Source organism: Legionella sainthelensi (assembly GCF_900637685.1).
Classification (GTDB): domain Bacteria; phylum Pseudomonadota; class Gammaproteobacteria; order Legionellales; family Legionellaceae; genus Legionella; species Legionella sainthelensi.
In genome coordinates, this window is the sequence record NZ_LR134388.1 from 1663617 (window position 1) to 1683390 (window position 19774).

A 19774-nucleotide genomic window follows, 5' to 3' on the forward strand; every position below is an offset into this window, starting at 1 on the left:
ATTAATCTGCAATTAATTTATAATGGCTTGGACGTCCATCCGTGGCATAAATTAATTGAGCACCTAAGGCCTCAGCCTCAGAGCGTTTTAGCAATATATAGCCTTTCCTGCTTTCAATGACAACGCCGTGCCAAGGAGTCATCCAGCTTTCATTTCCAATTAAACGAATTCCTAATTTTTTTGCACCACAAGTTTGCGGATGAATAGACAGTCGAACGGCTTTAGGAAAATGCTCTGCAATTAACTGACTCCAGGCATTACTTCTTCTTATAACCTCGTATGCTTTAGAACGAGATTCTTTTTGGATAGTAGTACGGCTTTTAGTTTGACCTTGATATTTTGAGTCTTCAAATAAAAAGCGAGTGATGCCACAATACATACGATTTGACTCTTGTTCATCTAGGCTTGCAGTAGATTTTGCGCCATTGCGGATTTTATATTTAAGAAAATCTAGTGATTGGCCATAACCTTTCATGAGTTCCTCACGCATTTGAATAAAGTTAAGTCCCCTATAAAAGTTATCAAGATTAAATGTTGATAGGTCTGCCAGGGTCATTTCCTGTATCAGTTTATCTAATTCAACTTGGTAATCGGTTACATTACTTTCTTTCATTCCAACTACATCACTAAATACTCTTCCATCAGAACACAGAATGATTTTAATTCCAGGCTGATAAAATTTTTTAATTTTTTGGCAAAGAGTTCCAAGAAAATTTAGTGCAAGTTTTTCTGCATGATCAGGGAAATGACTCAGTACTTTTTCAGGGTTTGGAGACTTTCCTGGGAAAGCCGGCAATACAAAAGTCACGGGTTCATTTTTTTTTACTGCTGAAATTATATTTGGTAAATGTGGTGAAGAACATTTTTGGCAATTTATATCGCTACAAGTATTTATTGACTTTGGAGCACGACGAAAAACCATGAACTCAGCCAATATTTTTTTAGCCATTTCAATAACTGAATTGCGATCTAATGATTTTCTAAGCTCAAAATTTTTAATCGACTGCTTCTGAATTGTACTTAAATATAATGTTTTATTTTTCATTTTTTCTCTCCTGAATTTAGATTACTTACTTTCAAGAGATAAATAAAATGACTTATTTTAATTGTTGTGATAAAATTTTTTTATGGCTTTATTATTAGATGACATAAAATATTTTATAATTGTAAGTGAAACCCTTAACATCACGCGGGCTTCTGAAATTATAGGAATATCTCAACCTGCGCTCAGTTATGCTGTAAAAAGATTAGAGAGTAAACTGGGTGGACAGCTACTCATTCGTCTTAAAACGGGTATTCAATTAACGAAACTTGGAGAGGAGTTTAAGCGACGTTCCTATCGTTTGTTATATGAGTGGGAGCAGGCCCAAAATTTAGCTAATTCTGAATCAGGGCTTATACAGGCAAATTACACCATTGCTATTCATCCTTCAGTTGCTCTTCATACCCTCGAATACTTTATGCCACAACTCCAGGGTAACTTTCCAAAGCTTAATTTTAATTTTATTCATGGTCTTTCTAGAGAGATGAATGAAAAAATTATCAGTTGGGAGGCTGATTTTGGGATCGTTGTTAACCCTATAAAGCATCCTGATCTTGTTATTAACAAGTTACGTGAGGATGAAGTCACAGTTTTTTATGCTCAGAATGCTCAAGATAAACTCATTTATGATCAAAACCTCGCCCAATCACAATATATACTTAAAAAATTAGGTAAGAAAATAATTTTTAATGGTGTGCTTAACTCTGCAAACCTTGAGGTTGTTGCTAAATTAACATCACTAGGCCTTGGATACGGCTTTTTACCTTCAAGAGTCGCATCTCAATATACTCATCTAAAAAAATTAAAAGATGCTCCTGTATTTCACGATGAGATTTGTTTAGTCTACAGGCCTGAAAAACATAAAAATCCTGTGAGTAAAAAAATAATTCAACTTATCAAATCATCCTTAAGTATTGGATGAATTATTGGCGTGTCGATACTCGGTCTACGCTCTGCCATCATTTCTTCTAAATCTTGATAGCTTATACCGTATTTACAATACCAGCGGACGCAAACTAATTTCCGCTTTTGGAATAGAGTCCTCATTTTTAATTGCGTTTAAACCGAGTTTGATATTGATGCCTCGTCGCTGTGCTAAATCCTGGCCTATCCAGTTTTTTGGTAATTGAGGATGCGGTGTTATCTCCGCATTAAAGCGTTGATTATCTCCAATTTCTACAGCGTGAACTACGATTTCCATACTTTCTGGAACCTGGTTGTCCCACAAATATTGTCGGATAGCCTGTTCAATTTGTGCAAGTTGAGCATCTTCCATTTCGTTACAAATGGCATCGATTTCTTCTTTGGGATTTAATGACGAAGCGGCTGCTCTTGCTCTGCTAGCAATGTCTTCGGGTACAGGATATCCACCTAACATTTGCTGTCCAAGGGCTGTAAATATATCATTGGCTATATTGTTAAATGTAAATGATTTATATTCTTTATACATTTCTGGATTATGTTGCATATCACCTTCAAGTCGAGACATAGAGGTATTCATGTTATACATATATCGATCTATAAGCTGATGAAGCATTTCTTCTGATTGACCACTTAGATAAATACCGAGCTTACGCCACGCGCCTGTTTTCTCTTTTTCGGTTTCTGTTGGTAAAATAAACTCCTTCCCATGATCATTCTTTTCTTCTTCATTTTGTGGTGGTATTGCGTGAAACAATTGTTGAGCAATAATCTGGTATTCAGTTGATAGGAAAATTGCTTCGATACAGCTGCGAATCCCGGTCCTGCATTTATCTAATTGTTCTTGCGTAACTGGTTTAGAAAATAGGTATTGCCACTCTTTAATTGTCCGAGAGTCTTCGGGGGTTAGTTTTGCCTTCATTTTTAGCCATTCATCTTCCATCCTAAGTTGAAGCGCTTCATATTGGTTCTCGATTACTGCGGAATTAATTCCTGGTTTGGGCGCTTGTAAACCATTCCAGCCGCGGGCGGGTATTATATTTACGTAAACATTCAGGTTATTTTGGCTTTGAATAAATACCATACTATGATCAAGACAAGATTTTAGGTCTCCTGCTCCTGGACAACTAGTCGCTGCTTGGTATGTTTTAGAATGCATAGCAACGGGATTTTGACCTTGTATTATTTGGATAGGAGGAGATTTCTCTGTTGGAGTCTGATTCTTTGTGATCAACACACCAACCATGACATCTGTGGTACTTTCGTCAGTGGCGCCATTTTTAAAATACTGTGAATTTTGTGATGACTTTTCAGCGCGTTTTTGAGTCGTAACCTCTGTAGGATAACAAACACTGATATCATATCCCATTGAAAATTCGGTAGATAAAACGTAATGTAGTTTCTCTCGATTTTCAATTACCATTCCTGCTTCAGCTACCTGATTGGTCACTGTTGCAAAATTGACATCTCCGCCAAAGGTGATCTCACTGATGGCATTCCACTCATCTGGTGTAAATTTGTTTTTAACCTCCTTTATAAATTCTGCAATATCATTGAGCGTTCCATCTCGTTGATTTTTACCACTTCGACCATGCACTGTTAAATTGAGATGATAATGTGCATCTTGATGTTTAATAAGTTCTGCAGCATATTTATGAGGAGATTTTTCGGTTTTAATAGCAAACACTTTTTTCCCATGAGGAATGGAGCCCATGATCGTTTTCGAGGCAATATCTTGATATCTTGGCATATTTTTTTGTATTTAAAATGAATTTCATGGTATACATTAAATCTAAAGGATTATTTTTAGTCCAATAAAAAATACTTATTTCATATATCAAACGAACAAATAATACTAAAAAATTGTATGGAACATGCTTTGGATGAATCGAACTCACGTTAAATTAATACCCAAACTTTAGATAAATTTGACCTATGGAAGAACATGGTTCTATGAAAGGAATCATTGACCCTGTTAGAGTTGGAATGAGTTTGAATGGAGCTTGAGATCAAATTTGGGAGATAATCGCACAAAAAAGTACGACAACCCAAGCTGGAACTCGCCAAAATTGCAGCAAAAGAAAAGCCGTAATTGCTAATAAATAGTCATATAATGAGAAAATAGCGCTTGACCAAACCGGTTGATAAAACGCTGTTAACAACAGTCCAACAACTGAAGCATTGATTCCAAGGATTGCTCTTTGCATCGATGGATGTTGTCGTAGATTTTTCCACAAGGGTAATGTACCAACTATTAGTAAAAAAGAGGGCAAAAAAATAGCAACTAATGCAATGAGCGCTCCAAGCCATCCATGGGGGACTTGCGTTGATACTGCACCTAAAAATGCTGCAAAAGTAAAAAGTGGGCCAGGCAATGCTTGTGCCGCACCATAGCCAGCTAGGAAAAGAGAATTATCCACCCATCCATTGGGAACAACCTTTGCTTGTAATAGAGGCAAAACAACATGTCCTCCTCCAAAAACTAGAGAGCCTGAGCGATAAAATGCATCAAATAATTGCAAAGGATAATTTGCAGTATAAGAAGCTAAAATGGGTAAAAAAATCAGTAAGATAAAGAAAAAAAATAATAAGAAAATGCCTGTGCCTCTACGGATGTTAATCACCAGCTCACTTGTTGGGAGTGCTTGTTTGGTATGCAGAAAAAGTAAACCAAAAATACCACCAATAATGATCATGAGTATTTGTCCCACAGCATAAGGGATGATGCTTGAACCAATACAAGCAAATACGGCAAGACTTACTCTTGTCTTATCGGGACATAACGAGACACTCATTCCCCAAATTGCTTGGGCAACAACTGCAACAGCGACTACTTTTAAGCCATGCAACCAAGGAGCATTATCATGGATTCCCAGTTTGATAAAAAGGAGACCAAACGATACCATCAGTAAGGCAGAGGGCAGGGTAAACCCAAGCCATGCAGCGATGGCACCCCGAATACCACCCTTTGACAAACCCAGAGCGATACCCACCTGACTACTCGCAGGCCCTGGTAAAAATTGGCATAATGCGACTAAATCAGCATAAGCATAATCACTTAACCATTTTAGACGATTTACGAACTCATGGCGAAAATAACCAATATGTGCAATAGGGCCGCCAAAACTAATACACCCCAGCTTCCAAAATATTATGAATATAGTGGCTGTAGTTACCTTATTGTTTTTTGTGTTTTGCATGATTCATATTCTTCATGGAAGTTAGCGATATTGGTCTGAACATCGATTTTCATAACCTTTGTCGGTATCTTGTGTACGAGACAAGGTGTGACTTTTGTAAGTTATTTGTGCTTGGTACAATAAAGTATTTTGTAATTCAGAGCTTTTATAAATCATGCATCACACTCCTGTGGCAATAAAACCACAATTAATTCCAGCTAGTTTAAATGATTATCCAATAATTCGAAATATGGCCCGATTTTATGTTTATGATTTATCACGAAATTGTGGGCATAGCTCAGTTGATTGGGCCATTCCTGTCGATGGACTTTATGAAGCGTTTGCTTGTAAAAATTATTTTGAAGATGCGGACAGAAAAGCATTTTTAATTAAAATTGGAGATGAATTGGCCGGTTTTGTGCTTTTGAATCAAGTTGCAACGTCTTCCGATGTTCATTGGAGTGTCGGCGAATTTTTTATTCTTGCACGATTTCAGAGGCAGGGTATAGGCCGATTAGTGGCTCATGACCTTTGGAACACCTATCCTGGGCGTTGGGAGGTTTCTATTTTTCCTGAAAATAAGGATGGATTATCCTTTTGGCGTAAAACAATATCTGTATATACTGAGGGAAAATATAGCGAGGTGGTAAAAAAAATCGATTATGATCCATATCAGCCAAAGCGAATTATTTTAAATTTTGAAACAAAAATTTCTGAATCTCAAGATCTAAAGCGTAATGTGTCGCGAATTACTTTTGTCGATCAACTCAGTGAGTCGCTCGAAAAACACATGACTGACGATCTAATTGCTTATGAAAGAAAGCATGGAATTGATGTCAATTATAAACGCTTTTCAGTAGTGCTTGCTAATGAAGTAAATGAAGTATGCGGTGTTATCAATGCATTTACTGTTTTTGCTGAAATTTATATTGATGATATTTGGGTCGATACAAATCATCGCGGTAAAGGATATGGACGGCAATTGATAGAAGCTCTTGAAGTCCATTTCAAAGGCCAAGGTTTTAACAACATTAATTTATGTACCAGTGCTTTTCAAGCTCCAGAATTTTATAAAAAGTGTGGTTTTCAGGAGGAATTTACTCGAATTAATAAAAAGAACCCCGAGCTTTCTAAAACATTTTTTGTTAAGTTTTTTGAGGAAGAGCCGGAAACACAAGGGCGTATTAATTAAAGCGGATTACTTTATGACAATAAAAAAGACAGCTTTTAATCCTGAGATGCTTGAGAAGATTACCCATCTGTTAAACACAAAATTTGCTGCAGAAATTGAGGTATGCTCCTCTCAGTTTTTAAGTGAGCCAGAGCGTAGAAACAGTGTCGTAAGACTGGTTTTATCAAGCAAAGTGGAAACAGTACCTGCTAGTATTATTTTGAAGCAATCTTTACGAGAGGAAACTGATGTTGATGATAAAGAGGCGTATGCGCGATTTGCTCGGGATTGGGCTGGCCTTGAGTTTGCAAGTCGAATTGAACAAACGAGTCATAATGTACCAAAATTTTATGGGGGCGATAAAGAGGAGCGATTTATTCTAATTGAAGACTTGGGGATGCCACATATTAGTTTAGTTGATTCGCTGACCTCAGCAAATCGGGAGATAGCTACGGCGTCATTGACTCGTTTCGTGAAAGCTCTGGGCAGTTTTCATGCAGCAAGTTTTGGAAATACTGAGCTTTATGAGCGTATCTTAATATCCATTAATCAAGATGCTCAATCAATTGATAGCGAACGTGATTTCATGCTTACTGATTTGTTACCAAAATTGGATGCTGTAAATAAAAAAATAAGTTTCATTTTGACCGATGAATGCATTGATGAAGCGAAGTCTGTCATTGAGTACGTGATAAAACCAGGACCCTTTACCGTTCTGACACATGGTGACATTTGCCCTGATAATGTGTTTGACCACACAGAAACCAAAGATCTACAGCTTATTGATTTTGAATGGTGTGTTGTACGCAATGCATTGCTAGATGGAACCTATTTACGTATGAGTATGCCTACTTGCTGGTGTGCAAAAGCAATTCCTCTTGATATTATCGAGCATTTAGAGCTCATTTATAGAGATGAGCTCCAACAAAATATTCCGGCAGCCGCAGATAATGCGGAATATGAGAAAGCCTATACCTATGCATGTGGTTTTTGGATTTTGCAACAAACAATACCATTCATTGAGTCAATTTGGGAAAAAGACAGAAATGGACCTTCTGGGCCTGTACCTGAGAATTCTTTATGGAAGGTAGAAGATAATTGGGTAAGACCAAGAGTTTTTTCAAGGTTACAAGCATTTATTGATAAAACAACATCCCATCAGCAATTACCTCATTTACGCGAGATGGCGATAGCCCTATTAAGTGAGTTAAAACAACGTTGGCCCGAAACTCCATTTCTCGAATATTATCCCGCATTTTGCTACGTTGAGATGAGTTCTCTGCCAAAAAGGGGTTAGGCTCAAGAGGGTTGATTCTAAATTTAACCATTTAGGTGCTTTTTAAATAGACTTTTTCCTTTCGCAGAGGGCGGCGCTCTACTTAATGTTGTAAATATAAAGTGAGTTACCCTCCGCGAAAAGGCAGAGGGTTGAGGATCCACAAGTATTGTTTTAACCGCATTTTGCAACATACGCTATTCAATTAACGTTTAATTCGACATCAAGCGCGGATGAGCAAAGATCGCTGATTCACCAGTGAGCAGCATTATTACTAAGGTGCAGATACCAGGTCCTATTGATGTTTGGGTAGAGCCACAAATAATGAGCCTGCGTGATTTAACCCATTGGCTTCTATACCTGCTTGATTTCCCTCACCTTTATAAACGTCAACATGAGCCCCTACAATAGCTCCACCAGCGTCTTGAGCCACACACCAGGAAGTAGATTTTTTGGATTGATAAATAAAACTCATTCCAATAGGAATGACCCTGTGATCGGTTGCACATGAGGCATGAGGTGTTAGAGGAATATTATCTGAACCATACGGCCCTCCATCTTCTTTAGCAAAAAAAACATAACTTTGATCACGATTTCTTAAATCATCAGCTTTTTCCGGGGGTAGCGTATTTAAGTATTGACGAATTAGTTTTTCTGATCCCCCACTTTGTTTAATTCTTTTAGACACGTTACAGCGTAATTTAGCTTCATCATGACATTTTGGATCTTTAGCACAACGTTCAATTGTATTCAGATTGCCGCCACAAGTCGGGTCTTGGGCGCATTGAACTATGCGGCCAAGCATAGTCCGGGGCCTGCCATTAGCACCATCGTAATTTAAACGAAATAATTTGCCATCTAGAAGCAATGAACCAGAGCCTTGAAGCATTAAAAAAGCTGGATCATTGGGATCTTTAACATAACCAATAATATATTTTGAATTTAAAGCTCCATGATTAATTTCCTCTCGATCCGGCACTAAAGAGTAGGTGTTATTGGCATTTTTCAAGCAAAATCCACGTGCCACTTTAGTCAGTGGATCCACGCCACAAAGAGGTGTGTGCAAATGAAATTTTTTGCTTTCCGATGTTGCTTGGACAACTCCTGGGTTACTATAAATGGGGTATAAAAATGTTCCATCATATTTGGTACGAGCTTCAAGAGGGGCTGGCGCGTAATAAGCAGTAAATTGGAACTCGCCTTTTTTAAATCCTGCATGATTTTCAGGCCAGCCATCACTTTTATACCAGTCAAACTCGCTTTTAATAGATGCCAGATATTTTTGAAAATTACCATGGGCTTCTTTTGCAAGAGCAAGCATTTTTTTGTTGGTATTAAGGCACCATTCTTGGCGCTTGAATTTTTGACCAGCAATCGTAACTGTTTGAAATTCAGCGTGTTTTTTATTACAGTTTTCAATCTGATTATTTAATGCCTTAATTACTTCATCCATGTTTCCCACAGGATTATCTAACGGTAATTCTGATGCTGAAATTTTATGAAATTTAAAACGTAATACCCCAGGCTCTTTGGCAGCCATTTTTTGTCTTGTAGTAAAATCTGCAAGCCTTCTAATATCCAAACAACGTTGGATTGAATCATTGGGAAGGGCTGCTTGGGTGATGACGCTCAAAGTCATTAATACAAGTATTAAAATGGATTGAAACATAGTTATCCTTTAGCTTCGCTATGGTTGAGCTTTAGCAGCCTAACCTTAATATGAATTTGTAAATAAAGATTATATAGGCTATTGGTCAGTCATCAAAGAAGATAAATAATGTTAATAATAGAACTCCATATTTCTCTAAACACGGCCTTCTCTAAAATTATGGATTACGAATGCATTTAATGAAGGCTATACTTGTTTATAAACTACAGAGTTGAAAAAATGAATAGCATAAGATGATGAGAAAATTTCATTTAGTAGAAGACAAATCGCCAACACATGCTAATTTGATACGCTTTTTGAAAGCAGAGGGATGGAAACCAAGCAAGTTTTCGGCTTTGGCGTCAGTGAATGAAGAGTGGCTTGAGTTTTCCCCAGTGATTAGTGAAACATTGGAGTATAAGCATCTGCTGGCATCCTTCCTCCAAGAAAATGATCTCGGATATTTGATGCCTGAGACTTTTTTTATCGATGATCAAATCTGGCCTTTAGTATTGGCTGACATTGGCAGCTCACAATCTGCTAACTTACCTTGGATTTTGAAACCCTCCATGTTGAATAATGGACAACATATTCATATATTTCATGACCTAAATGATGTTGAAACACATTTTATTTCCCACCATCGAATGGGGGGGCCGCAAGTGTTACAGCGTTATATAGATAAGCCGCAACTTATTCAGGGCCCTACATTTGGACATAAGTTTTCTATTCGAGAATTGCTCGTGGTATCTACCCATGTAGGCTCAGCTCTTTTTCCTAGTGGTTATCTAAATATTGCCTTAAAACCTTATCAAGAAGATAATTTTAATCTATTAGAAGCCCATCTCACCAATGAACATCTTAGTGATGAGCGGCTTAATGTTGTCCAACGTTTAAGTGATGATATGGCCATTTTTCAACCCTATAAGCAGGGCATTATTTCTATGTGCCAACTTGTAGTGAAGAGCTTAAAAAAGCAATTTGCCACTGTCTGGCAAGATAGCCAGCCTCGAATTGCTTGTTTTGGTTTTGATTTTATGGTTGAAGCAGAGGGTAATAAGCTTTGGCTATTGGAAGTGAATCATGGACCATGTTTTCCTATTGATGATTCACATCCTTTATTTAATGTCTTATATCGTCCGTTTTGGAAGCAATTAATCAAACGGTTTATTGACAGAGAGCCATCCAATTTTATTGCATTGGATTAGGGCATTAAAACGCATTGGGTAAATCGATTTTAATTTTCATGCCCTGGGTTAAATTTTTTAATAATGTTTAACAATCCGTTTGCAAGAATATTTGAAATATCGATTTGGTTAGTGGAATGTCTGATGGTATTGCAGGTAATTATTTGTTGTGCTCCTGCGTTTAAGAGCATATCTTTCGTTTGGAGATTAAAAAGGGCATGGACGCCGATACATATTGAATTTTTAAAGCCATAATTTATTACTTGTTTTAGCGTATCTAACATACTTGCTCCAGAAGAAATAATATCATCAACAAGGACTGCCGTGCCCTTGCTATTCTCTATCTCAGGTAGGGACACAACAACATGCTTATCGCCTAAACGTTTTTTTTGAGCAATTACGTAAGGCAGATTGTTAAAATGAGCAATTTCAGAAATCCATTGCCTGCTTTCTTCATCGGGCCCTATTAAAATAGGATTTTTAATATGGAGAGAAATCCATTCCGAGATATTTTTTGTAGCATGCAGTACTAACAGGGGGGACATCGTGTATATTTTTGAAAGTTGATGTATTCGATGTAAATGTGGATCAAGAGTAATCATCCCATCAAGACAACTTGAAAGTAATTGAGCAAAAATCATCGAGGTAACGGCCTCACCTGAATGAAAACGCTTATCTTGTCGCATGTATGCGAGATAAGGCGATACTAAACAGATTTTATCTGCTCCAAGTTCTTTAAGAGTTTTTGCCATGAATACAAGTGGCAGTAATTTGTTATTAGGATGAGCAAGTGTGCAGACTAAAAAAACTGTTTTATTTCTAATTTTTGAATGAATGCGAATATAAGATTCCTTATCAGGAAAGGTTCGTATTTCTGCTTTACCGATTTCAATAGCGAGGTTAGTGCTTAACTTTTTTGTAAGTTCTGAATTTCCTGGTAATGAAAAAAGAATATATTTATCCATAGGGTTACCCTTAGACTATGTTAGTTCGGGCGTGATTTTAATAATGTTGGGTATAGATGAAGCATAAGTACAGGCATAATCTAGAGTCCCTTTAGATTCAGCATGCACGCGATACAGCAATTGTCCTTTTTCTATTTGAGTATTTAATTTTGCATAAAACTCAATGCCTGCAGCAGGCTCATAAGGAGCTCCCGCTAATTTTGCAATTTTCGCTAAATTTCTATTATCAATTTCGGTAATAATCCCATTTTGTGTTGCAATAATATCGTGTGTAAATGATGCAGTAGATGGGATTTTAAAACCACCTTGAGCTTCGCAAATTGCTAAGAACTTTTTTAGAGCAATGCCGCTTTCCAGTAATTTTATTGCTAACTCTGTAGCTTCCTGACGCGATATTTTTTTTCCCAATTCAAGCAAGATCGCAGCAAGTGTAATGGCTTTATTTTTTAAATCGATAGGGGCGTCTTTATTATTATGTAGCACGGACAAAATATCTTTTGCTTCTAATGCGGGGCCAATACCGATCCCAAGAGGTTGGTTGCCATTTGTTCTTAAAGTAATAACTTGCAGATTGAGGGCTTGACCTACTAAAGAAAAATAATTTTGATATTTGAAAAATTCAAGTTCAGAACGAATTTTTGCTGTTGGTCCAACGGGTACATCTATAAGCACGTGTGTTGCGCCTACTGCAATTTTTTTAGAAAGAACGGAGGCTATCATCTGTCCCATTGGATCAATATCCAGCACCCTTTCTACTCGAATAATAATATCATCTGCCGGACTTAAGCCTAATGCACCACCCCAAACCATGCAACCTCCTTCACGCGCAACTACCTTACGGATTTTAGAAAGAGGTAGATTTACTGCGGTCATCGTTTCTATGGTATCAGCAGTTCCTGCAGGAGACGTGATTGAGCGTGACGAAGTTTTGGGAATAATGAGACCGGCTGCAGCCACAATTGCTACAACAATAGGAGTAGTTCTATTGCCTGGAATACCACCAACGCTGTGTTTATCAAGGATAATCGGATGGTTCCAATGCAATTGCTCGCCTGTTTTAACCATAGATTGGGTCAGGTAAATAATTTCGTCAATGCTGAGGTTATCATGACCACAAGCAGTAATAAAACTTGATAAATGAATATCGGAATATTTGCCGGCTACTATATCACTGATAATTTCATAAAACTGTGATGCGGTTAACGTATTACCATATATTTTAGAGCGTACGTAGTCTATAGATTTTACGGGAAGTAGGTGAGAGATATTAATACAGTCGCCTTCTTTAGCATTGAGTTCTTCCCAGGCACTTTCGGAAAGACTAGCTTCGGAGTCTTGCAAAATCTGAGAGTGAATAATATTCATGGTTGCAATAATCGATTTTTTATTTAACCGAACGATAACTCGGGCCTGTGTTTCAAATCCTTCTGAAATACAAATAAAACAATCTGAGCGTATAAAAAGAATAAACTCCTGTTTTGTATCAATCCCTAATTTAACTAATTTTAACTTATTGGATCTCTTTGGCGTATTCATTTTAATTGTTCTTGATCTAAATAGTTAGGAATCACACAGTTCCAATGAAATTTCTGCTCTATTTTTACCTTCAGAGATTCGGATGATTCTTTTTCACCATGAGTGATAAAAATTTTTCGGGGTGCATTTTTTAAATGGGCTAACCAAGCGAGTATTTCAGTATAATCTGCATGTGCAGACATATTTTCCATCTGAATTACCTCAGATTGAATTGGCACCATTTGCCCAAACATCTTTATTTCTTTTTCACCACTGACCATTCGATCACCACGGGTTCCACCCGCCTGAAAGCCACTAAACAGGATTGTATTTCTAGGGTTTGGGGCAAAATTTCGTATATGATGTACCACCCGACCTCCTGTGGCCATCCCACTTGCAGAGATTAAGATCATGGGCATTTTTTGGTGGCTTAAGGCAATAGACTCTTCTGTAGTACGAATGTAACGTGCACTACCACAAAGTGCTGCGCATTGCTGGGCAGTTAATCGATTTTCATTGGTATGACGAGAAAATAGTTCTGTTGCATTAGTAGCCATTGGACTGTCAACAATAACAGGAATATCTGCAATTATTTTTTTTGATTTTAATTGTTGAATGTAATATAACAAAGATTGAGTGCGACCCACTGTAAAAGCAGGGATTAAAACAATACCACCGCGCGTCACTGTACGATTAATTACTTCTCCAAGTTGTTTCTCAGGATCTGTTTTATCATGTGAACGGTTGCCATAGGTTGACTCAACTACTAAATAATTGGATTCTATTGGCGCTTGAGGTGGATTCATAATTGGATCCTCTGTTCGGCCAAGATCACCTGAAAAGAGCAAAGATACATTATGATGACAAATCTGGATAAATGATGCGCCAAGAATATGGCCTGCATAATGAAAGCTTGCATAAAAATCTTTATGCATTTTAAATGGTTTGTTTAAGTCTGTAGGCTGAAAGTAGTTTAGTGAGCGTTCAGCATCCTCTTGCGTGTATAGAGGGAGGGCGGGATGGTGCTTGGAGTATTTTTTTTTATTTGCATAATAAGCCTCTTCCTCATGAAGATGGCCGCTATCGGGTAATAGAATTTTACACAAATCATAGGTTCCCTCGGTACAAATTATTTTTCCACGAAATCCATTTCTCACCAGCAAGGGAATATATCCACTATGATCAATATGAGCATGGGTTAGCAAAACATAATTAATATTTTGAGGATTAACAGGTAAAGAAGCCCAATTTCGCAATCGAAGTTCTTTATAACCTTGAAAAAGACCACAGTCGACAAGAATTTTCATATTTTCAGTTTCTACTAAATATTTCGACCCTGTCACTGTTTGAGTAGCGCCTAAGAATTGTACTTCCATGAATTCATCCTTTGCTTTATTCATACTATTTATTATAGGAAAATCAATGAACATATTGCTACAAGCAGGCAATTTTTTTCACTTTAACAGCGCCATACACCGTCCCAATGAGCAGGTTGGGTATGAGCTAACAGGCGGCAGCGCTCAATATAGATCGAAGCTAATTGATCGCCAGGATAAGCAGGAGTAAGTGTCATAAAAGCTTCTATGCTTTTTTCCCATAGGCCTTTTTGATACAGGGAAAAGGCTTTTGTAAATTCTTGTTTGTGTTGCTCCAGGCTTCCAATATTTTGAGTAGTGATCAGCTCATAAATTGCAATGCTTTCTTGTTTACCACGAACAGCAACTTCATCTAGAAAGCGAAAAAGAAATTTATCGGATACATGATTAAATGTTGCATGGCTAACAATAATTTGCGTATTATAATTTTTACTTATTGATTCCAAGCGGCTTGCTAAATTAACCGTATCACCTAAGGCTGTGTAACTCAGTCTGTCTTCAGAACCTACATTACCAACAATTGCCTCGCCAGTGTGAATACCTATTCTAATTTTAAATTCTGGAAACCCGTCATTCTTATGTTTTTGATTTAATATTTGAAGACGCTCCAGCATGACTCTGGCAGTTTCACAAGCATGAAATGCATGTTCTACATCTTTTGAAGGGGCATTCCATATAGCCATAACGGCATCACCAATGTATTTATCCAGGGTACCCTCGTGTTGAATCACGGCTTCTGTCATTGACTGAAAATAATCAGATAAATAAGTCATAAGTTTTTGAGGAGATGTTGATTCTGAAATTGTTGTAAAGTTTTTGATGTCTGAAAATAAAATAGTAATGATTTGATTTTGGCCACCAACCTGAGCTATTTGTCCAGTATGCACTAATTTTTTAACTAAAGAGTGAGGAACATAACGCTGAAAGGACGTTAAACTCGAACGCAGGGTTGATAAGGCTTTATCCAAATAACTGATTTCTTTAATTATGGTTTTGAGTGGAGATTTGGATTTAAGATGAAACATAGTAATTTTCTTTGATTCTTCGGCTAATTGAATGATTGGATTTGATATTTTCTGAGAGATGATGCGAACTAAGAGTGTTCCAAAAAATAAAACTACAATAGTTAACAAGATGTACCCTTTACTTAAATTTTTTAGAGGCTTAATGACATCACTTTCTGGGGTAACAATTAAAATATGCCAAGGCTCTATCCCTAATTTATTTATTATCGGTTGGTATGAGAAAAAATATCTCTGATCTTCATACACATAGGATTGTATTTTTGAATGAAAACGCTCATTGAGTATCGTTGATGAAATATTAAGTTTTTTTAGTAAATCAGGATTTAATTTTTTTCCTAAAATGTTTTCCGAAGTCTGAGGATCACGAAAGGCAATGACATTTGATTCATTGTTAATGACAAAAATCATTGTATTTTTCGTTAACTCCAACTCTCTTATAAATTGTTGAAGGTCGGTGGTGGTCAACGCAATTGCAATAACACCTTTTAGATTATTATTTTTATCATATACGGGAGCAGCAACAGCAACACCGGGTCTTTTACCAAACAAATAAAATTTGTAGGTGTTGGTCCATATCGGTTTTTTATAGCGAACAACTTCTTGGTACCAAGGACGGTTTCTTGGATCATAGGGAATAGTTATCGATTCTTTTTTAATTATTTTTCCTTGTTGATCCAACTCATAACGAATGTTGACGAAAGGGGGCTTTGAGTTCACTGTGTGGATTAATTGCAATCCTCTTTTTTCTTTTCTATTTATATCAAAGAAATCACCATTTGCTGCTCCGTAGTGAATCATAAATATTTCTGGGTTATCTTGGATTGTATCGAATAGAAATTGCTCAAATAACCCTTCTTTATTAGAGTTGATAATATCACTCCTGATCGCATTTCGAATTTCAATTAGATTATGGTTTAAGGGATCTAAATAAGCTTGAAATCGCTCGTTGACGAATAAAGATGTTTTTGCAATTAAATCTTTTGCACTATTATTAAGAACCTTATTGAAAGCGAGATAATTAATACCAATAATGGTAAAACCTATCAGACTTAACAAAAATACAAATAAGGCCATGATACTAATGCGTATGCTGATTTTAAAATTACGAGCCATAATTTTTTCACGTGTAGTTGATCAGTTTGAAAAAAAGTATCAATGCTTATTTAATTTTATAGCAGAAATATCAAGTAACTATAGAAATGTCGATATAAAAAACGCAATAAGCTCAATCTATTGGGTCACCACTACAAGGTATTTAGTTTATGAATAATACAGAAGTAATTGTTTCTCCAACAATTGGGGTTTACCTAGGATCAAGTATGGGAAATAATCCATCTTTTAAAGATGCCGTCGCGTCTTTAGGAGCAGGAATAGCCAAACAAGGTTATACGGTGGTGTATGGTGGAGGAGGAACTGGTTTAATGGGACTTCTTGCTCAAACGGTTAAATCTCATGGTGGAGCCGTTATCGGAGTCACTACTGAATATCTTGCTAAAATAGAGACGCCAAGTGAGTTTTTGGATGAACTGTATGTAGTGAGCTCTATGTATGAACGAAAACGTTTAATTCATGAAAAATCATCGCAGTTAATCGTGATGCCTGGAGGAATTGGTACATTTGATGAACTGTTTGAAACTTGGTGTGCTATCAAAATAGGAGTTATTAAAAAACCTTTTGGGCTGATTAACATAGAAGGATATTTTAATTCAATGCTACAATTTGTTGATTCTTGTACTCGTTATGATTTATTAAATGAACAAGATATTAAAATTCCAACTGTCTATAATGAGGTTTCATCTTATTTAAATTATTTAAGAGAAGAGCAAGGAGGTAATTTTTTCGAAGTTAATTCTAATTTAAATCCCAGTAATATTAAAAATAAGGACAAACATCGAATTGAAATCCATGAATTAGGCTGAAATTTTTATTTATAGTACAAGTTGCGAAGTGCTTGCTCATTCATGCTATTTAGCTAAGGAGCTATAACACTATTTATCAAAAATAATTAAGTCAAGACTGTTTTTTTTAAATTTGTTTGTTTAAAATGTCCAGTTTTTCATTCTTTTCAAATGTCCAATCCTGTGGATATTTTCTTCTGCCTAATATTCAACAAACTTTAAATACACTCTTAAGTCTTGATTTTATCAAGGTTTTGTGTGCTTTAAATTGGAAACTACTTTTCTAAGTTATGCACATTTTCTGTGGATAAGTCTGTTTATAGATTGTCAAACTCCTCGTGATAATTAGCTGCAAAAGAGGTGCTGTATCATTTTCCAGTGTGTCTTTTTTAATATGCTGCACTAGCAGGTTGCTCGTCAAGTTAAGTATAATGAGCCATAAATAAACATGGATTCTAATATGACAATTTTTATAAAAAAGGTCTCTTCTGATGAGGATATTAAAAAATGTTTGGAAATTCGCTTCAAGGTGTTTGTTGAAGGCCAGCATGTTCCCTTACAGGAAGAGGTGGATGGAAAAGATACTGAGAGTGAGCACTATCTTTTATGGTACCATGAGCATCCCTGTGGGACGGTCAGGGTGAGGTATGTAGAGAATTTTGCTAAAATCGAGCGAGTAGCTATATTGGATGAGTATCAAGGAAAAGGATTAGGATTTGCACTCATGCGATTTATTTTGTCTGATCTTCAAGAGCGTACATTGATAAAAAAAATTAAATTAAGTTCACAAACCTATGCAATCCCCTTTTATGAAAAATTGGGTTTTCTGATATGCAGTGATGAATACATGGATGCCGGGATTCCACATAAGGACATGCAACTATTTTTTGAGTGAAATGATTCATGGAGGAGAGTAACCATTATTTACTTCAAGATTAATTATTGCTGAGGGATTCCTGGTTTGACTCATCAGGCAATAAGAAAATCATAGACGAATATTAAACTGTAACGCAATCATACTTTATGGACTAAAGTGATTTTTTCAGGGAAAAGCATGCAATTGCCGCTTCCATATTGGTTTTGGCAATGAATGTATGACTGAAGATAGAGTTGTTTCGCCTAGGCATGGATGATTTAAAAGGCGGTTCTATGGTCAAAAGCCCGCGGTAAATGAGACTCTGTAAAACCGGCTTGTAGAGATTATTGGTCACTACATATTTATCAAAGCGTGTACTTCCTCATCTTTTTCAATGCGCTCTTCTTCTGCAGGGTCTTTATTGGGCAGCTGACTTTTATGATAAGCAAAATAGAGTCCATAGATATTATTAGATAATGATGAAGAAGAGATAGCGACTTTGGGTGTTTCAATCACTTCCATTTTTCTTGCAGAAAGCTCCGCTAGCGTATCAATTTTTATTTCATTAATAAGTTTTGCTGCTTTTTTTAATAATTCAATTTTAAGTAAAGGAGTTTGCGTTATTACAGTGGTATCAAATTTTTCTATTTCTGTCTTAATTAAACTAATAAACTCTTTCTTAATTACTAATGTACCATCCCAAGTAGAATAGTTATATTGCTGTGCATAAAGGAGGCCTGAAATTGTCTTGAGTAGTGCATGCCAACTTCGATCATGAAGTATCCAAAATATGGGATTGTTAGGGAATTCTTTATAGGAGTTTTGTAAATAATTTGCTCCAGACTCCAATAATGTAACCAATTTAATTTTAAGTGTGTCAATATCCTTTTTAAATTGATCTAATCCCTCATGAACTTTTTCAGTGCAAAGCAAGCTTAAGATTTCATTTTCAATTTTTATTATTTCTTGGTTTAAAGAAATTAAATCAACTTCTTCAGTAAGTTGTTGCTTTAAAAAAGTTGCTGACTCAATGTATTGCTTCTGTCGCTGGGTTTCTATGACTTGATGGCTATAAATAGCACAATAAGCTTCGCAAAGACCTAAACTTACACGATAAATGCTCAGAGCATAAGCAAATTGACACATAAAAACTTGGGCCATAGGTGTGTATGGTTTTTCGGGTTTAAAGAGAAACAAACCATCTTCTTGATATAACTCCAATGGTAAACCACTTTTTAAAACATAAGGATCAAAAGCGGCTATAAGGCTTGGATTTTCTCCTTCTTTTGCCATTTTCTGAGCATCTTCTACTAATATTATCTCATCAACCAAGCAATTTTCCATGGCTTTCTGGACTATGTTGAAACTAAAAACGACTTCATCTCCCTGGGCAACTTCTGTAAGTTTTTGTGTTCGCCATGTATTAAAGAAATAATCCTTTAATAATTTTTTATTTCAAACATGGCCTTACGATAGTATTCTAGACGCGCAAAAATCGCTTGAGTTTGAGAGTTAATTTCCTGCTGATAAAGTTCTAGTTTTCCTTCCATAACGTTATCCCTTTTTATTCCCTATTAATGTTTTAATTTTTACAGTGCGGCATGTTTGTTGTCAAGGTGTTTGATTTTTCCGAAAAAAGGAATGCGCTTCGAATAAGCTTGAATTGTATCATTGAGATAAAAGATGGTATTGGTATTTTAAGTGGATTGTTATTT

The 19774-nt window shown here is 36.3% G+C and carries 16 protein-coding genes; 6 read left to right on the forward strand and 10 right to left on the reverse strand.

Annotated features, from left to right (window positions below):
- Nucleotide 1: 1 nt before the first annotated feature.
- Complete coding sequence (locus EL220_RS07345; protein WP_027270086.1) at nucleotides 2-1045, reverse strand: L-tyrosine/L-tryptophan isonitrile synthase family protein; 1044 nt, start codon at nucleotides 1043-1045, stop codon at nucleotides 2-4.
- Nucleotides 1046-1127: 82 nt separating this feature from the next.
- Between EL220_RS07345 and EL220_RS07350 the strand changes: the two genes are divergently transcribed.
- A complete protein-coding gene (locus tag EL220_RS07350) occupies nucleotides 1128-1964 on the forward strand; it encodes a LysR family transcriptional regulator (protein WP_027270085.1) in 837 nt (278 codons plus the stop codon).
- A 72-nt stretch (nucleotides 1965-2036) separates the two neighbouring features.
- Here EL220_RS07350 and EL220_RS07360 read toward each other — a convergent pair whose 3' ends face one another.
- The 3 genes from EL220_RS07360 to EL220_RS19530 form a co-directional block, all read right to left on the reverse strand.
- Entirely contained in the window at nucleotides 2037-3713 is a 1677-nt protein-coding gene (locus tag EL220_RS07360; protein WP_027270084.1) for a hypothetical protein, read from the reverse strand.
- 259 nt (nucleotides 3714-3972) lie between these two features.
- Entirely contained in the window at nucleotides 3973-5163 is a 1191-nt protein-coding gene (gene chrA, locus EL220_RS07365) for a chromate efflux transporter (protein WP_027270083.1), read from the reverse strand.
- A 21-nt stretch (nucleotides 5164-5184) separates the two neighbouring features.
- Nucleotides 5185-5319, reverse strand: coding sequence for a hypothetical protein (locus EL220_RS19530; RefSeq protein ID WP_261975397.1), 135 nt, complete (start codon nucleotides 5317-5319; stop codon nucleotides 5185-5187).
- Here EL220_RS19530 and EL220_RS07370 point away from each other — a divergent pair.
- Nucleotides 5318-6334, forward strand: a complete 1017-nt coding sequence (locus EL220_RS07370) for a GNAT family N-acetyltransferase (protein ID WP_027270082.1) — start codon at nucleotides 5318-5320, stop codon at nucleotides 6332-6334. The two genes, EL220_RS19530 and EL220_RS07370, sit on opposite strands and share 2 nt — an antisense overlap.
- A 13-nt stretch (nucleotides 6335-6347) precedes the next feature.
- Nucleotides 6348-7610: a phosphotransferase gene (locus EL220_RS07375; RefSeq protein WP_051544708.1), complete on the forward strand. Its 1263-nt coding sequence runs from the start codon at nucleotides 6348-6350 to the stop codon at nucleotides 7608-7610.
- A 274-nt stretch (nucleotides 7611-7884) separates the two neighbouring features.
- On the opposite strand, the gene EL220_RS07380 is transcribed toward EL220_RS07375, so the two are convergent.
- Nucleotides 7885-9258 carry an MltA domain-containing protein gene (locus tag EL220_RS07380; RefSeq protein ID WP_027270081.1) on the reverse strand — a complete coding sequence of 458 codons (1374 nt, stop codon included), beginning with the start codon at nucleotides 9256-9258 and terminating at the stop codon, nucleotides 7885-7887.
- 233 nt (nucleotides 9259-9491) lie between these two features.
- Between EL220_RS07380 and EL220_RS07385 the strand changes: the two genes are divergently transcribed.
- Nucleotides 9492-10445: an ATP-grasp domain-containing protein gene (locus EL220_RS07385; protein WP_035905727.1), complete on the forward strand. Its 954-nt coding sequence runs from the start codon at nucleotides 9492-9494 to the stop codon at nucleotides 10443-10445.
- A gap of 29 nt (nucleotides 10446-10474) precedes the next feature.
- On the opposite strand, the gene EL220_RS07390 is transcribed toward EL220_RS07385, so the two are convergent.
- From EL220_RS07390 to EL220_RS07405, 4 genes are all read right to left on the reverse strand, one after another.
- Complete coding sequence (locus EL220_RS07390) at nucleotides 10475-11389, reverse strand: ribose-phosphate diphosphokinase (protein WP_027270079.1); 915 nt, start codon at nucleotides 11387-11389, stop codon at nucleotides 10475-10477.
- Nucleotides 11390-11404: 15 nt separating this feature from the next.
- Nucleotides 11405-12925, reverse strand: a complete 1521-nt coding sequence (locus EL220_RS07395) for a thymidine phosphorylase family protein (protein ID WP_027270078.1) — start codon at nucleotides 12923-12925, stop codon at nucleotides 11405-11407.
- On the reverse strand, nucleotides 12922-14280 hold the full coding sequence (locus tag EL220_RS07400) for an MBL fold metallo-hydrolase RNA specificity domain-containing protein (RefSeq protein WP_027270077.1): 1359 nt from the start codon (nucleotides 14278-14280) through the stop codon (nucleotides 12922-12924). The genes EL220_RS07395 and EL220_RS07400 overlap by 4 nt, the downstream gene beginning before the upstream one ends.
- An 83-nt stretch (nucleotides 14281-14363) precedes the next feature.
- Nucleotides 14364-16418, reverse strand: coding sequence for an adenylate/guanylate cyclase domain-containing protein (locus EL220_RS07405; protein WP_027270076.1), 2055 nt, complete (start codon nucleotides 16416-16418; stop codon nucleotides 14364-14366).
- Between the two features lie 149 nt (nucleotides 16419-16567).
- On the opposite strand from EL220_RS07405, the gene EL220_RS07410 reads away from it, so the two are divergent.
- Together EL220_RS07410 and EL220_RS07415 are read left to right on the forward strand one after the other, a co-directional pair.
- Nucleotides 16568-17224: an LOG family protein gene (locus tag EL220_RS07410; protein WP_027270075.1), complete on the forward strand. Its 657-nt coding sequence runs from the start codon at nucleotides 16568-16570 to the stop codon at nucleotides 17222-17224.
- A gap of 439 nt (nucleotides 17225-17663) precedes the next feature.
- Entirely contained in the window at nucleotides 17664-18098 is a 435-nt protein-coding gene (locus tag EL220_RS07415) for a GNAT family N-acetyltransferase (protein ID WP_027270074.1), read from the forward strand.
- Nucleotides 18099-18413: 315 nt separating this feature from the next.
- Here EL220_RS07415 and EL220_RS07420 read toward each other — a convergent pair whose 3' ends face one another.
- Nucleotides 18414-19391, reverse strand: coding sequence for a hypothetical protein (locus EL220_RS07420; RefSeq protein ID WP_232002689.1), 978 nt, complete (start codon nucleotides 19389-19391; stop codon nucleotides 18414-18416).
- Between the last annotated feature and the right edge of the window lie 383 nt (nucleotides 19392-19774).

What these genes read in the sequence shown, in the direction of transcription:
- EL220_RS07345 (WP_027270086.1), bottom strand. Translation starts at nt 1,045, where the DNA reads ATGAAAAATAAAACATTATATTTAAGTACAATTCAGAAGCAGTCGATT.
- EL220_RS07350 (WP_027270085.1), top strand. Translation starts at nt 1,128, where the DNA reads ATGGCTTTATTATTAGATGACATAAAATATTTTATAATTGTAAGTGAA.
- EL220_RS07360 (WP_027270084.1), bottom strand. Translation starts at nt 3,713, where the DNA reads ATGCCAAGATATCAAGATATTGCCTCGAAAACGATCATGGGCTCCATT.
- chrA (WP_027270083.1), bottom strand. Translation starts at nt 5,163, where the DNA reads ATGCAAAACACAAAAAACAATAAGGTAACTACAGCCACTATATTCATA.
- EL220_RS07370 (WP_027270082.1), top strand. Translation starts at nt 5,318, where the DNA reads ATGCATCACACTCCTGTGGCAATAAAACCACAATTAATTCCAGCTAGT.
- EL220_RS19530 (WP_261975397.1), bottom strand. Translation starts at nt 5,319, where the DNA reads ATGATTTATAAAAGCTCTGAATTACAAAATACTTTATTGTACCAAGCA.
- EL220_RS07375 (WP_051544708.1), top strand. Translation starts at nt 6,348, where the DNA reads ATGACAATAAAAAAGACAGCTTTTAATCCTGAGATGCTTGAGAAGATT.
- EL220_RS07380 (WP_027270081.1), bottom strand. Translation starts at nt 9,258, where the DNA reads ATGTTTCAATCCATTTTAATACTTGTATTAATGACTTTGAGCGTCATC.
- EL220_RS07385 (WP_035905727.1), top strand. Translation starts at nt 9,492, where the DNA reads ATGATGAGAAAATTTCATTTAGTAGAAGACAAATCGCCAACACATGCT.
- EL220_RS07390 (WP_027270079.1), bottom strand. Translation starts at nt 11,389, where the DNA reads ATGGATAAATATATTCTTTTTTCATTACCAGGAAATTCAGAACTTACA.
- EL220_RS07395 (WP_027270078.1), bottom strand. Translation starts at nt 12,925, where the DNA reads ATGAATACGCCAAAGAGATCCAATAAGTTAAAATTAGTTAAATTAGGG.
- EL220_RS07400 (WP_027270077.1), bottom strand. Translation starts at nt 14,280, where the DNA reads ATGGAAGTACAATTCTTAGGCGCTACTCAAACAGTGACAGGGTCGAAA.
- EL220_RS07405 (WP_027270076.1), bottom strand. Translation starts at nt 16,418, where the DNA reads ATGGCTCGTAATTTTAAAATCAGCATACGCATTAGTATCATGGCCTTA.
- EL220_RS07410 (WP_027270075.1), top strand. Translation starts at nt 16,568, where the DNA reads ATGAATAATACAGAAGTAATTGTTTCTCCAACAATTGGGGTTTACCTA.
- EL220_RS07415 (WP_027270074.1), top strand. Translation starts at nt 17,664, where the DNA reads ATGACAATTTTTATAAAAAAGGTCTCTTCTGATGAGGATATTAAAAAA.